The sequence below is a fragment of the Sutcliffiella horikoshii genome, assembly GCF_020524325.1.
In the GTDB taxonomy this organism is placed as follows: Bacteria; Bacillota; Bacilli; order Bacillales; family Bacillaceae_I; genus Sutcliffiella_A; species Sutcliffiella_A horikoshii_D.
Window position 1 is genome coordinate 273,423 of sequence record NZ_JAIVKY010000006.1, and the last position, 14,991, is coordinate 288,413.

Here is a 14,991-nt window from a genome sequence, read left to right on the forward strand (position 1 = left end):
TTGGGCTTGTGCATATGTAGTTTTAATATATACCTATTCTAGTAGCTTTATAGAAATGTGTCAACACATTGTTTAATCCTCTCCATGCAACTAAAGGAAATTAATTGTCTTACATTTCAAATAGTTTATTTCTACACTCTAAATAAATGTTTTATGATATAATCCATACCATTATTAGATATTTACTACATATAAAAGGTCGTGGCTTCGATATGCATCAAGTATTTTCCTATAAAGATCGTCTTCAACTTTTCATTAAAATTGTCGTTCCTATTCTTATCACTCAACTCGGATTATTTTCGATGAATCTCTTTGACATTATGATGACCGGAAATGTTGGTGCAAGCGACTTAGCAGGTGTGGCAATTGGTTCTGGACTTTGGGTTCCAGTCTACACTGGTCTTAGTGGAATATTACTCTCCATTACTCCTATCGTGGCCCAATTAGTTGGTGCCAAGAAAACAGAAGGTGTCCCTTTTTCGATCACTCAAGGTGTATATGTCGCGTTTGCCATGAGTATAATCGTAATCTTACTTGGGGCTATGTTGATTAACCCGATACTTTCTGGAATGAATCTGGAAGACGGAGTTAGACACATAGCTAATTATTACTTGATTGCACTTGGCTTTGGGATCATTCCATTGTTTGTCTATACAGTAATTCGTTGTTTTATTGATGCGTTAGGACATACAAGAACGTCTATGATTATTACACTCCTTTCCCTACCTATAAATGTCTTACTTAACTACCTATTGATTTTTGGAAAACTTGGACTTCCTGCCCTTGGGGGAATTGGTGCTGGAGTTGCATCTGCATTAACCTATTGGCTAATCATGTTCATTTCACTATACATTGTCCTGAAAAAAAAGCCTTTTACCAAGTATCCTTTGTTTAAGAAACTATATCCCATTTCCTTTTCCAAGTGGAAAGAGATCCTATTAATCGGGGTTCCCATAGGACTTTCGATTTTCTTTGAAACCAGTATTTTCTCAGCTGTTACACTTCTGATGAGTTCTTTCGATACAGTAACGATCGCTTCTCATCAAGTAGCACTGAATTTTGCTTCCCTGCTTTATATGATTCCGCTCAGCATTTCAATGGCGTTAACTATCTTGGTTGGGTTTGAAGTTGGAGCAGGTCGCATTCATGATGCCAAACAGTACACCATCCTGGGCGTAGCTTCAGCAGTTCTTCTTTCCTCCATTTGTGCTGTCTTTCTATATTTATTTAGAGCAGAAGTGGCTTTTCTTTATACAAAAGATCCAGAAGTGATTGCACTTACAACCGCTTTCCTTTTATACGCTATTTTCTTCCAGCTATCTGATGCAATTGCTGCACCGATCCAAGGGGCTTTAAGAGGATATAAAGATGTCAATGTTACGTTTATGCTAGCTTTTGTATCCTATTGGATTATCGGTTTGCCAATTGGATATCTACTCGCAAACTTTACTGAATTTGGAGCATTCGGTTATTGGATCGGCTTAATTTGTGGGTTAGCAGCAGGTGCAGTCGGGCTTTCATGGCGTTTAAGTATCCTTCAAAAAAGATATATGGCAACAACAGTGCCTGTAAAATAAATATAACTATTCTTATAGGAATAAAAGAAGGACTTATGTAGTAAATTGTCGAAAAAAGTCATATTATAATTTTTAAGTGAGGTAATACCTATGAATGATTATGATATGGAAAAAGTCCGTGCTTCTTTACACTATTTTCGCCATGAGCTAAAAGTCCTTCTTGATTTACTTGAAAGCTATGAAGGATCAAACTATGAACAGAAAGCAAAATTGCAGGAAGAGCTAATCGTACAGTTCAAAAAATATAAAGTTAAATTGAAAAGAGAAATTAAAATCTTGATTGAATATGATGCCAATCTTTTGAGTTCAGACTATCTATTACCTTCTTTGGCCGTCGCATTTGCATATCTTCAAGATATTGGAGTAAACCGAATAAATCCTAATAGCGTCCAAAAGGTTGTTCAGCAATTAAAGAAAGCATACTTCTTTATGGAGCGTTGTGACCAAAGCATTAATTCTAAGATAGGGGTACCGCCAGCATTTTGACATAAAACCCACGTTAAGACAATAAATGGTAAATAAAAGCTGATTTCTCCAACGCTAAGAGAAGATCAGCTTATCCTTATGTCTTTAATGGACGTAGTTCATTTGAGTTAGGTGCCTTCTTTAAGTCAAATGTATATTCACCTAATAAGTTTATGTGTTCCCAACCTAATGGGGAAATGTGAGGTAATAATTCCTCTTTTAATAATCCTTTAGCTTTTAATATCCTCGTAGCTTCAGTAAGGTAAACTGTATTCCAAACTGTTATAGCATTGATAAGGATATTTAAGGCACTAGCCCGTTGAAGCTGATCTTGCAATCCTCTTTCTCTTATCTCTCCACGTTTCCCAAAGAATAAGCCTCTTGCTAATCCATTCATTGCTTCTCCCTTATTTAATCCTCTTTGGACACGTCGACGTAATGTTTCATTAGAAATATAGTCTAATATAAAGATTGTTTTTTCAATTCTACCCATTTCACGTAAAGCTGTTGCCATTTTATTTTGGCGAGAATAGGATCCTAACTTACCCAAAATCAAAGAAGCTGATACTTTTCCTTCTCGTATAGAATGTGCTAATCGTAAGACATCATCATAATTATCTTTAATGATTTTAATATTGATTTTCCCCCGTAATATGCTTTCAATCTTTGAATAGTCATTAGATTTATCCATAATATAAAGTTTAGAATCTGATAGATCCCGCATTCTAGGAGCAAAACGAAAACCTAATATATGGCTTAATCCAAAGACTTGGTCTGTATAACCAGCTGTATCTGTATAATGTTCTTCAATAGATAATTCTGATTCATGATGAAGCAACCCATCTATAACATGGACGGCATCCCGAGCGTTAGTGTTAATAACCTTTGTATAAAAGGAAGAAAATTGATCGCTCGTGAATCTATAGATAGTAGTTCCTTTCCCAGTTCCGTAATGTGGGTTGGCATCAGCATGAAGAGAAGAAACACCAACTTGTACACGCATGCCATCAGAAGAAGAAGTACTGCCATCTCCCCAATGTTTTGATAAAGAAAGGTGATGTTGAAAATTAACCAAAGTAGCTTGAGCTTTACTTAAAGAATCCTCATGTAGTCGCCACTGGGCTGCATTAGCCAGCTGATGATAGGAAATTCCTGGTGTTGCCTCAGCCATTTTGGTAAGCCCAATATTGGTTCCCATCGCCATAATCGCGGCCATTACAATAGATTTTTCTTCTCCCTTAGGAGGACGATTATTCGATGCATGGGTAAGGTGCTCATCAAATCCTGTCCAATTGGAAACTTCAATTAATAAGTCCGTAAGTTTTACTCTAGGTATCATGTTATACAAAGCTTGACTAAGAGATTTTGCGTCTTCTGGTGTGTCTTTCTCTAAACGATCTAACCGTATCCTTGACTTTTCAATACTTATTCCTTCGAGAGAATCTAAGTTTTTCAAGATATAATCTAATCTCTTATTTAAAGATTCGTTTCTTTCTATTAAATATTCATTGGCAGACATACCAACGGCTAATCTATTGCCTGTATTTTTTGTATTATCCCAAACATCTTTGGAGACTAAGTATTCCTCAAAATCCTTATGTAAACGACTTCCGACAACCCATATATCTCCTGAACGAATATGGTTTTTTAGTTCGGTTAATGCTGCTAATTCATAATATTTGCGATTAATATTTCCATCCTCATTATATACATGCTTTTGCCATCTCTTTGGCACAAAATCCAATGGTGCGCCTTCAGGAACTTGACGTTTTTTATTTTCGTTCATTTCACGCAAGACATTTAGAGCACGCAATACGGGTTCAGCAGCTTGAGTTGTATGGAATTCTAATTTACTAAGAAGTACTGGTGTATACTTTCTAAGGTATGTGAACCGGTTGATTAATAAATCTAAGTAATCGTAGTCCATAGGTCGAGCTAAACGTTTTGCTTCTTCTATAGAATCAACCATCTTTTCCCAAGGCATTATTTTCTCTAACAATTCAAATGGATTTAACTTTTCATTTCGTGCTTTTACTAAAGCTTCTCCTATGTCTGCAAAGTGCAATATTTTTTCATTGATAGATTTTCCATTCTGCTTTTGCAGTTCCTCTTGGGCTTTTCTACCCTTTGACTGTAAGATCATGATTTGGCGGTCATGAATTTCTATAGCTTGATCGATTAGATCCTGACTAAGAGTTAAAAGATGAGCTACAAGAATAGCATACCTTTTATTCTCTTTAAACCTTCGAAAAGAATGAGGTTCATACCGGATACCTAACCTAGCAAGCTGAAGCAACCTATTGGAATGAATGTGTTCGATCCTTGTTGAAAGATTTAATAAACGGATATGGTCTAATTTTTCAATTACTTTTAAAAAAGCATCTGGTGATGATTGACCCGGTATTTCCCTTAGCCACCCAAGTTTTGTTTTTGATCTATCTGCAGTGGTAATAATTAATTTTTCCAATTGTTGTTTTTGCCATTGGGATAACGGTTTATAGAGTGAATTATATACTTTTTCCTCTGCCCTTCGCCGTGTTTCCCATACTAACCTTTCAATCGTTGTAATAGCAGGTAAGATGATTTTTCGCTTTCTCATTTCATCTAAAGTCATCCTTATTAGGAATAAGGCATTTCCATTTTCCATTGCATGGGGGAGTAATGCCTGTGAAATAATCCGATATGACTGTGCGGAAAAATTAGAAAATCCATAATGGTTTCGTATTTCTTCCATATGTTCATGTTTCGTTTGCCCTCGTTCAGAGTATAACTTAAATTCACTTGCATCTACTTGTAACTGTTTAGCAACATAGGTTAGCACCTTATCAGGAACGTTCTTGATATCCGATAGAGACCAACCAGGATATCGAAAAAGACAAATTTGAATAGCGTATCCCAATCGATTATGGTCTCTTCTTCTACGTTTAATTATCTCAATATCATCTTGTGTAAGGGTGTAGTAATATGATAATTCCCATTTACTTAAAGTAGAAGGGATTGTCAAAAAATCCTTTCTTTGATCAGGTGTAAGTAGTTCTCTTGCTCTTAGATACACAGGAATATCCCCCAATCCAACCCAAAGGCTTAAATTTTTTCCAAAGCTCGATACAAAACTGATTTACTAACACCCGTCATATCCGTAATTTCTTTAATGCTATATTGGGGTACCGTCAGGAAAATGCGGATTTACAACGTTAAGGAATATCTTATAAATAAAAGCCCAATTTCTCAATATTAAAGTCGAGAAATTGGGCTGATAACCAAATATAAAGGTATTTTGTTTTCTTAAAATTAGTAAGCAATTAACCGCAAATCTAAAATCTGGTCTTAAGAAAGTTTCTCTTTATACCTTTGAAGTAGTTTTATAGGTTATAATGGGTTTTCATATCACTTTACCAAATTTCCTCATCCCATATTCCTTCAACAGTATAACTAGTACCATTATAATTGTTATTTTGTGCAGTTAACCAAACTGTCCTTTCATTTGCACTTGCATATGGACTTGTATGATACTCTCCATTACCTTGTTTAACATCTTTGTGAATACTAACATTGCGTGCTGAAGAGTCTTCTATCCAGAATCTAGTGACAGATCCTGAACCTTCGCCAGTTTTATTTAACTTTACTTTCCAGGTATTATCAACACTTTTAGTTTGTCTGTATCTACCATCAGCTTCTTTACCGTTCTGTTGATACCCATAGATTTTAAATTCATAAGGGACATCATCATTTGTAGCAAATGATGTGAAAGGTATTGATACTGCCCCGGCAATAACAGCAACACAAGCCAGTTTGGTAATTTTGCTATATTTTCTCATAAATTAAACAACTACTTTTCTTAATTTTTAGTAAATTATGAATCTACTATATTTTACTACTATTCAATTGCCCCATCAACAATTTTTACAATTTTATCCGACAATATGTTTAGGTCCTCTTTATTGTGGCTAGCGATTAAGATTGTACAACCTTGATTTTTCAATTCTAATAGTAAGTTTCTAACTGAAGTAATACTTTCTTCATCTAGGGCATTTGTAGGTTCATCTAATAATAGTATCCTAGGTTTTTCAAAAATAGCTTGAGCTATACTTAGTCTTTGTTTCATACCTAATGAATATTCTTTTACTTTTAGGTTTATATAAGGAGATAAGCCTACTTGCTGTAATGTAGTTAATATCTCTTCATCTGATACTTTTTTATTTATATTCGCTAGAATTTTTAAGTTTTTATAACCTGAATATTGAGGTAACAGTTCTGTATTTTCTATAATTACTCCTATTTCAGGGGGGAAATCAATATCTTTATGTAAAACTTTATCATCAATTTCTATATGTCCTTCATTTGGATATATTAACCCTGCAATTGCTCTTAGAATCATAGTTTTTCCTGATCCATTTCTTCCAAACAAACCATATATATTACCAGATTCAAAAGTGTAATTAATACTTTTTAAAATAGATTTTTTTTTAATAGTTTTCGAGTAATTGATAATTCTAATTTTCGACATAACCCTACACCCTTTCTAACCAATCTTTTTTATTTATTAATACTTTAACTATAAGTATTAGTGTAATAAAGATAACTATTAAAAATAAGTAAATAAATACCATATTAATCCAGTCAAAGGTATAAAAACTCTTTAATCTTTCGTACATTAAAACATTAGGAAGGATTAACAAATTCAAATAACTATCTCCAATAACCATTCTAACAACACTCCCTAATGAGAGTAATAATAAATAACTACTCTGCATTAAGACCAAAGCAATTTTACTGTCCCAAAACAACTCTAATATTATTTGGACAAATAAAAATAAAAACAATAGAAATAAATTTATTGAAATCATATTTATAAAAGTAAAGTAGTTCTCTATAAAAACTTGTTTATTAATGACTAATAGAACTATTGTATATATACATAACTTGAACAATTCAAAGATAAAAACATAATACATTGTATTAATAATGATCCGGATTATTATTTTCATCTTAGATTGAAAACGTAGGACTACATAAATCCCATATCCATTAACATAGTTATCATTTTTTTTAAAAACAAAAAAAACATACCCAGAGAACATAAAATAATTTAGTAAATAAACATACCATTCCCCATCAAATGGAACACCTCCGTATAAGACTAATAAGCTTTCGTCTCGATTTAGAAATGCCCATAAGATACTATAGATAGTAAGTAAAACCATCATTAATACCAGACTATATTTTGATTTAAACATTTATAATATCCTTTTCTTTAAAAATAGTTATTAATAGGTAATAGGCACAAAATATTAACACTATATTTTTGAAGTAAATATATAAGTATTTTATTAAGTTTATACCGGAATTTAAAAGGTAATCATAAACAATAGTATCTTGGAATGGTGTATTCCAACCTAATATTAGGTCTCCACAAACAAATATTGTGCTAATAATAAAGGTTAGTATGAGAGATTTTACTTCTGAAAAGAGAGATATATATATAATAGAAAAAAGTAGTCCTATTAAAATATATAAAAATACTGTACTCACAAAAGATATAATAAATCCCACAAAAAATCCAGAATTTGTTAATATTGAAGTATCTACAAAATATAAGGTTAAGATTAAGTTTATACTAGTAAATATACCTACAAATATAAATGCTTGTAATATAACATTTTTTATTATCTTTTTTATAAATTTTTTCCTAGTCACCCTAACCATTAGTTGAGTTAAATTATTCGGAATTGAGGAAAAAAGTAATAATAGAAACAATAATGTATACATAGTCCCATGCAGCATTAGAGAATTATATCCTGCGTAAGATGTTAATAAATCTAATAAATCAGAATTAGTGTTAATAAAATTGATATTATTTCTATTCAAGAAAACCCAGAAAAAAAGAAAGAATCCAATTAAAGGTAGAAGATTTAAGTAGTTATATCTCATCAAATTTCACCTTATAAAACCATGATGATACAAATAATATAATGACAATAGAACTAAATAAAATACTTGCTGGAATTATTCTATCAAATCCGTATTCAATAAAAGGTTGAATTAAATAAGTAAGGCTATTAGGTAAAATAATCTGTATGATCCAAATAAAAAAAGCAATAGAGTATACATGTTTATATTTAGAAAATAATAAACTTAGCGATGTACAAATAACTCCACAACACCCAGCAATTAATGAAAAAATAAATATGTAACCTATGTAGGCTAAATAAGGATTATTTAATGAATAGCTTAATAATGGATGCGGATTAGAATAACTTTCCATTCCTTGAAAGCTCTGTCCTCCATGAAAAATAACAACTGCAAGGATAAAATTTAATAATAAGGATATTAATACAATAGTAAATGGTAAAAAGAATGTAACAAAAAAACGAATGCTTAAAAATTTTTTTTTTGATAACTTTGTAAAAGTTATGTTAGAGTACCCTAATTTTTTTTCTTGTATATAAAAATCAGAATATATAATTAAAAAATATATAGGCAACACCCAAATTAATAACATTTGAGCAACATGACCTTGTGAAGAACCGGATAGAAAACTGGCTTTTGAAGGATGTAATAATGTTTCTCTAGAAATAGCACCCCCATAGGCATCTGGATGCATTAAAAAATCATAAAAATAAGTATAACAATTACTCAATAAATCAATAAATGGGATTATAAATATCAAAGAAATAAAAAATTTGCTTTTCCTACTTGCCAAAATACGATGAATTTCACTAGTTAACAACTTTATCCCCCCAATTTTGTTTTTGATTTCCAGATAATTATACTATTTCTAGAAATTGTTTGCCCCTATAAAATTCATTTAAACTATTTAATTATTAATAATGAGATTTTCCTCCGATACCTTTCTATATAAAGAAGCTCTGGAGACATTTGTTATTTCGCAAATTTGGTTTACAGTCATATTTCCTTCCTTATATAACTTAACAGCATAATTCATTCCTGCGTGATTTTTATGATATTTCTTTAACCGACCTTTAAATTTTCCTTCTTTCTTTGCCAAATCAATCCCTTCACGCTGTCGCATACGTAATAGATCTCGTTCTAACTGATTAACCCCAGCCATAACCGTAATCAAAAATTGACTATATGGATTATCTTCAGATAAATCTAGCCATGTATCCTTGATTGATTTTAAGCTTGCTTTTTTAATTCGTATTAAATCAATCAATTCAAATAAATTCTGTGTACTTCGAGTGATCCGAGTTAAGTCTGTAACATAAATAATGTCACCTTCCTGTAAATCCCCTAACATTTTTTGAAGTTGCTCACGATCCTTTGTTGCACCAGAAACTTTTTCTTCAAACATAATATCCATTCCGATTTCGTTCAATTGCTGAAATTGCCTTGAAGGATTTTGGCTAGTTGAACTAACACGAATATAACCGATTTTCCGCAAAATATCACCTCAATTTTGAGACAAGTCTTATGAGACATCCCTAACACTGATTCTACCAATCTTCTACTATTGTATCAATAGAGTACACTCTATTGATATATAATAATACTAATAAACTGAATAGTTAAAGAAATGAGATGATACAATTTGAAAATTGCAAGAGGAAGAGAATTACTTACAACGGATCAAAGGAATCTTCTTATGGAGATTCCGGAAGATGATTTGATTGAAGGAACCTACTATACATTTTCTAATCAAGACTTGGCAGTTATTAATAAGAGACGCAGGCAAGAAAATAGATTAGGATTCGCAGTGCAATTGGCTGTTCTTCGATATCCAGGCTGGTCATATACACATATTAAAAACCTGCCTGATTCGTTTATGCGATACATAGCAAATCAAATTAATGCGGATCCTTCTTCACTTAGTCTTTATCCTCAAAGAGAAAATACGCTGTGGGATCACTTGAAAGAGATTCGGAACGAATATGGTTTTATAACATTCACTCTAAAAGAATATCGAATGACATTTAAACACCTTTATCAATTAGCATTGGAAAATGGAGATGCTATTCATTTACTTCACGAGAGCATAGATTTTTTGAGAAAGAATAGAGTTATACTGCCTGCTATTACAACACTTGAAAGGATGGTATGGGAAGCTAGGGCAATGGCAGAAAAGAAGATATTTAATACCGTCAGTCAATCTTTAACTAATGACCAAAAGGAAAAGCTTGAAGAAATCATTACCTCTCAGCATAGATCTGAAACTAATAAGACAATATTGGGTTGGTTAAAGGAGTCACCAGGTCATCCTTCTCCTGAGACATTTTTAAAAGTAATAGAAAGACTAGAATATATTCGGGGAATGAAACTAGGAAGCGTTAAAGTTAATCATTTACACCGGAATCGCTTTTTACAATTTTCTCGACTAGGTTCAAGATATGAACCTTATGCTTTTCGTGACTTCCAAGAAAACAAACGTTATACAATTCTAACCGTATATTTATTGCAACTTACTGAGGAGTTAACAGATAAGGCGTTTGAAATTCATGATAGACAAATACTTAGCCTGCTGTCAAAAGGACGAAAAGCACAAGAAGAAATTCAGAAAAGAAATGGTAAGAAAGTCAATGAAAAAGTAATTCACTTTTCTAACATAGGCCAAGCATTAATAAAAGCGAAAACGGAAGGGTTAGATGTCTTTGAGGTTTTAGAGTCCATTATTGAATGGAATTCCTTTGTCACATCAGTAGAAGAAGCCCAAGAACTAGCCAGACCTGTTGATTATGATTACCTTGATTTACTCCAGAAGCGTTTTTATTCCCTTAGAAAGTATACACCGACCCTATTGAGAGTTCTCGATTTTCATTCAACAAAGTCAAACGAACCACTTTTGCAGGCGGTTGATATTATACGTGGAATGAACGATTCCGGAAAGCGAAAAGTCCCTATAGAAGCTCCTGTAGATTTTGTTTCAAATCGTTGGAAAAAGCATTTATATGAAGAAGACGGTACAATCAATCGTCACTATTATGAAATGGCTGTTTTAACGGAATTAAGAGAGCATGTTCGAGCCGGTGATGTGTCTATCTCAGGCAGTAGGCAATATAGAGATTTTGAGGAATATTTGTTTTCACAAGATACGTGGAACCAAGACAAAGATCATACACGATTATCAGTTAGCTTGTCGTTCGAAGACTACATTCAAGAAAGGAACAATGGTCTTAATGAGAGATTAAAATGGTTATCTAACAATTGGAATAAACTAGAGGGAGTTTCGCTCGAGAAAGGAAAGCTTTCAATTGCACGGTTGGAGAAGGTGATTCCAGAGGAAGCCAAAAAATTTAGTGCTAGCCTTTATCAAATGCTTCCTAGGATAAAATTAACCGATTTACTCATGGATGTTGCTCATATAACTGGATTTCATGAACAATTTACTCACGCCTCAAATAACCGTAAACCAGATAAAGAAGAAACGGTTATCATCATGGCAGCCCTATTAGGAATGGGATTGAATATTGGGCTAAGTAAGATGGCTGAAGCAACGCCTGATCTTACATATAAACAACTTGCCAATGTATCTCAATGGAGAATGCATGAAGATGCTATGAACAAAGCGCAAGCTGTATTAGTAAATTTTCACCACAAGTTAGACTTATCTTCCTATTGGGGTGACGGTACAACTTCTTCGTCAGATGGAATGAGAATGCAGGTAGGCGTTTCATCTTTACACTCAGACGCAAATCCGCATTACGGAACCGGAAAAGGTACAACAATCTACCGATTTACCAGCGACCAGTTCTCATCGTATTATACAAAAATTATTCATACTAATTCAAGAGATGCTATTCATGTTCTAGATGGATTATTGCATCACGAGACCGACTTAAATATAGAAGAGCATTTCACAGACACAGCAGGCTATACAGATCAAATTTTTGGATTAACTCACCTTTTAGGCTTTAAGTTTGCGCCAAGAATAAGAGATTTGTCAGATTCAAAGCTGTTTACATTAGAAAAGGCAAGCGAGTATCCAAAATTAGAGTCTATTTTACGTGGCCATATAAATACAAAAATTATTAAAGATAATTATGATGATGTCTTACGATTAGCTCATTCAATAAGAGAAGGAACTGTCTCGGCATCACTTCTTATGGGGAAGCTTGGCTCCTACTCTCGACAAAACGGTTTAGCTACAGCATTGCGTGAAATGGGAAGAATCGAAAAAACTATTTTTATTCTTAATTACCTTACTAGTGAATCTTTAAGAAGAAAAATTCAAAAAGGCTTAAACAAAGGAGAGGCGATGAATGGTCTCGCAAGAGCTATTTTCTTTGGGAAACAAGGGGAACTTCGGGAACGAACGATACAGCATCAACTACAAAGGGCCAGTGCTTTAAACATAATTATCAATGCCATTAGTGTTTGGAATACGCTACATCTGACAAAAGCAGTGGAATACCAAAAGGGTTTAGGTGATTTTAAAGAGGACTTGTTGCATCATATGTCTCCTTTAGGCTGGGAGCATATTAATTTACTAGGGGAATACCATTTCAGTCCGGAGAAAATGGTTTCATTAGATTCTTTAAGACCATTAAAACTTTCTTAACGTTGTTAAAAACGGGGTAATCGTCAGGAAAACTTGCTTAACGTTGTAAATCCGCATTTTCCTGACGATACCCCTATATTGTTTAGATGAATGTAATTTCAAAGCACGTTCCACCAACTTAGGGTCTTTGAAAGGTCTTCCTCCGTTCCGACCCCTCATTCTTGCAGATTGTAATCCTGATTTTGTACGTTCACTTATAATATCTCGCTCTAATTCAGCGATACTTGCCATAGTTCGGAAGAAAAAACGTCCCATAGCTGTTGAGGTATCAATACTATCTTGTATAGAAATAAAATTGACCTTTTTTTCTTCAAACGTTTCGGCCAACTCGATAAGGTGCTTTGTGGATCTTGAAATACGGTCCAATTTATAAACCACCACAGAATCACTTTCACTTATCGCCTTCAGGAGTTGCTCTAATTCTGGGCGTTCTTTTTTCGCTCCGGTCATTTTCTCTTTGTAAATAACAACTGCGCCTGCTTTCTCTAAAGCGTCAATTTGAAGATTTAAATTTTGATCTTGTGTAGAAACACGGGCATATCCAAAAATTTTCCCCATGAAATTCCCTCCCATGAAATAATCATTCCCTAATTCGGTTAATAAGTCAATTTTAGGGAGGATGATAAAGGGAATAGTTTAGGGAGTTTAAAACAACAAAATTCAAGTTAATTATAGAAGGATTGAATTTTTCCCTAAAACGTTCGTTTTTGGGATTTTTATAAGTTTTAGTCTCATGTTAAAGACATTTTGACCTTATGAATAAACTTAGGCTTTAAAACAAAAAATAAAATAAAATTGGAGGTTAATTATGAGAAAAGTTATGATATTATATACTGTTTGCATACTACTCTGTGCTTATTTTTCACCGCAATCCAGTGCTCAGCAATTAGAGATTAAAGAATTATTAGTAAGTAACATTGGAGTAAATGTTGGTGAGATCGAGGAAGCAAACATAAAATTATATGCAGATGTTAAGGGAGATTATCTTAAAAATTTTCAACTTAACTTTGATGAACAAAGATTAAAGTTTCCATCATGGAAAAATGTTTCTAATCAAACATATTACCCTAAGTTGTTTTATTCAGACTTAAATAGCGATGGTTTAAAAGATTTAGTAATAATATTGACCTTAGGTTATGGTACAGGGGTAATTGAACAAGAAGTACATGTTTTGCATGATGATGGAGAACATATATATGAAATACCTGTTCAAAACCCTAAAGAAATTATAGAAAAAAATGTGAAAACAAAGATAACTCCATCTCAAGTTATAATAACCATACATGAGGAAAAACAAGTTAAAATGGATATAAAAAACTTGGGGATAGATACTAAGGATTTGTTTTCATCAGTTGTAACAGCTAACTTAATTAGATATGATGTTATAAATAATAAACTCACTGCTATAATTGGTGCCCAAGTAGCTCCTGTAGGAGGTTATATTGGTGATTTTATTATAACCTATAGATACAAAGATGATAAATACAGATTAGATAAAATCGATTTTAAACCTATTGCAAATTAATAAAGCATCCGTCACTAGGACGGATGCTTTTGTAGGTTTAATATGGGTAAACCCTAAAAAACGTGTGATTTCCAACAATAACTTTCTCAACAACTTCTGAGTACGATATTCCCCCATCAAAAGTATAGCCATCTAACCATCCAGGAAAAGGAAAGCTCCTTGCTTTGTATACGCTATTAGTATTAAACCATAATGTTTTACCTACTGGATTAGTTCCCGAATTAGTTGCAATACTTAAGCTATCTTTCCATGCTTGGGTACTTGTCTGTGGACAACGCGCTCTGCTTGTTGTCATACCTTGAAATTCTCCCTGCTTTAATATTACTCCTGAGTATGTATTACCGCCAAAGACAGATAAATTTTTATTTATTCTATTTTTGACAACATAAGCAACACCCCGTTTTCCTGTAAGCGACTCACCTTCTGCTTCAGAATATATTAGACGAGCTAATAAATCTGTACTAGTTAAACCTTGAAATTCTGTTAAACCACTTTTATCGGTCAAACATGCACCTGCTGCAGATGCAGATGCCGGAGAGGCTAAACTGAAAATTAAAATCCCAACAAAACAAGCAAAGGTTAATAAAAATAACTTGTACATTCTAAGTAATCTCCCTTTCTCCCATTTAATATTGTTACTAATTAATAATTCAGCCTGTTATATTACAATTCCTCCCTAAATATCCTTGAATTGGAAAATTATTTTTCTCTATTTTCTTGCATTTTTAGACATTATTTAGTAGATACATGATTTCAATTTACCAACATCCTTACTGACTATTTAGCTACTAACAATCTTCATTTCCCCCTTAGAGTAGGCGAAATCAATATAATATTTCCACAATTGTATTAGCGTGGGTTTTATGTCAAAATGTTGGCGGTACCCCAGATATAGGAAAAAGGCAGCC

At 33.1% G+C, this 14,991-nt stretch carries 13 protein-coding genes; 4 read left to right on the plus strand and 9 right to left on the minus strand.

Annotated elements, in window-relative coordinates; genetic code table 11:
• The first annotated feature begins 212 nt into the window (after positions 1-212).
• Together LC091_RS08400 and LC091_RS08405 are read left to right on the plus strand one after the other, a co-directional pair.
• Complete coding sequence (locus LC091_RS08400) at positions 213-1,577, plus strand: MATE family efflux transporter (RefSeq protein ID WP_226681576.1); 1,365 nt, start codon at positions 213-215, stop codon at positions 1,575-1,577.
• 90 nt (positions 1,578-1,667) lie between these two features.
• Positions 1,668-2,063: a hypothetical protein gene (locus LC091_RS08405; RefSeq protein ID WP_226681577.1), complete on the plus strand. Its 396-nt coding sequence runs from the start codon at positions 1,668-1,670 to the stop codon at positions 2,061-2,063.
• Between the two features lie 76 nt (positions 2,064-2,139).
• Here LC091_RS08405 and LC091_RS08410 read toward each other — a convergent pair whose 3' ends face one another.
• The 7 genes from LC091_RS08410 to LC091_RS08440 all read right to left on the minus strand — a co-directional run bounded on the left by LC091_RS08410 (position 2,140) and on the right by LC091_RS08440 (position 9,447).
• Complete coding sequence (locus LC091_RS08410; RefSeq protein ID WP_226681578.1) at positions 2,140-5,097, minus strand: Tn3 family transposase; 2,958 nt, start codon at positions 5,095-5,097, stop codon at positions 2,140-2,142.
• Positions 5,098-5,434: 337 nt separating this feature from the next.
• A complete protein-coding gene (locus LC091_RS08415; protein WP_226681579.1) occupies positions 5,435-5,860 on the minus strand; it encodes a DUF2712 domain-containing protein in 426 nt (141 codons plus the stop codon).
• 59 nt (positions 5,861-5,919) lie between these two features.
• On the minus strand, positions 5,920-6,549 hold the full coding sequence (locus LC091_RS08420) for an ATP-binding cassette domain-containing protein (protein WP_226681580.1): 630 nt from the start codon (positions 6,547-6,549) through the stop codon (positions 5,920-5,922).
• Between the two features lie 4 nt (positions 6,550-6,553).
• Positions 6,554-7,279, minus strand: coding sequence for a DUF2705 family protein (locus LC091_RS20560; protein WP_404819672.1), 726 nt, complete (start codon positions 7,277-7,279; stop codon positions 6,554-6,556).
• The gene (locus LC091_RS20565) at positions 7,272-7,973 is read right to left on the minus strand and encodes a WxPxxD family membrane protein (protein WP_226681581.1); all 702 of its coding nucleotides are present in this window, start codon (positions 7,971-7,973) and stop codon (positions 7,272-7,274) included. The genes LC091_RS20560 and LC091_RS20565 overlap by 8 nt, the downstream gene beginning before the upstream one ends.
• Entirely contained in the window at positions 7,963-8,772 is an 810-nt protein-coding gene (locus LC091_RS08435) for a hypothetical protein (protein ID WP_226681582.1), read from the minus strand. Before LC091_RS08435 ends, LC091_RS20565 begins: the two co-directional genes overlap by 11 nt.
• 87 nt (positions 8,773-8,859) lie before the next feature.
• The gene (locus tag LC091_RS08440; protein WP_226681583.1) at positions 8,860-9,447 is read right to left on the minus strand and encodes a recombinase family protein; all 588 of its coding nucleotides are present in this window, start codon (positions 9,445-9,447) and stop codon (positions 8,860-8,862) included.
• Between the two features lie 147 nt (positions 9,448-9,594).
• Here LC091_RS08440 and LC091_RS08445 point away from each other — a divergent pair, with 147 nt between their 5' ends.
• Positions 9,595-12,558 (plus strand): Tn3 family transposase, encoded by a 2,964-nt coding sequence (locus tag LC091_RS08445; RefSeq protein WP_226681584.1) that lies wholly within the window; start codon positions 9,595-9,597, stop codon positions 12,556-12,558.
• Here the strand turns inward: LC091_RS08445 and LC091_RS08450 are convergent.
• Positions 12,544-13,116, minus strand: coding sequence for a recombinase family protein (locus LC091_RS08450; RefSeq protein ID WP_319003648.1), 573 nt, complete (start codon positions 13,114-13,116; stop codon positions 12,544-12,546). The two genes, LC091_RS08445 and LC091_RS08450, sit on opposite strands and share 15 nt — an antisense overlap.
• A gap of 250 nt (positions 13,117-13,366) precedes the next feature.
• Between LC091_RS08450 and LC091_RS08455 the strand changes: the two genes are divergently transcribed.
• Complete coding sequence (locus LC091_RS08455; protein ID WP_226681585.1) at positions 13,367-14,083, plus strand: hypothetical protein; 717 nt, start codon at positions 13,367-13,369, stop codon at positions 14,081-14,083.
• Positions 14,084-14,120: 37 nt separating this feature from the next.
• Here LC091_RS08455 and LC091_RS08460 read toward each other — a convergent pair whose 3' ends face one another.
• Complete coding sequence (locus LC091_RS08460; protein ID WP_226681586.1) at positions 14,121-14,684, minus strand: cell wall hydrolase; 564 nt, start codon at positions 14,682-14,684, stop codon at positions 14,121-14,123.
• Positions 14,685-14,991 lie beyond the last annotated feature (307 nt).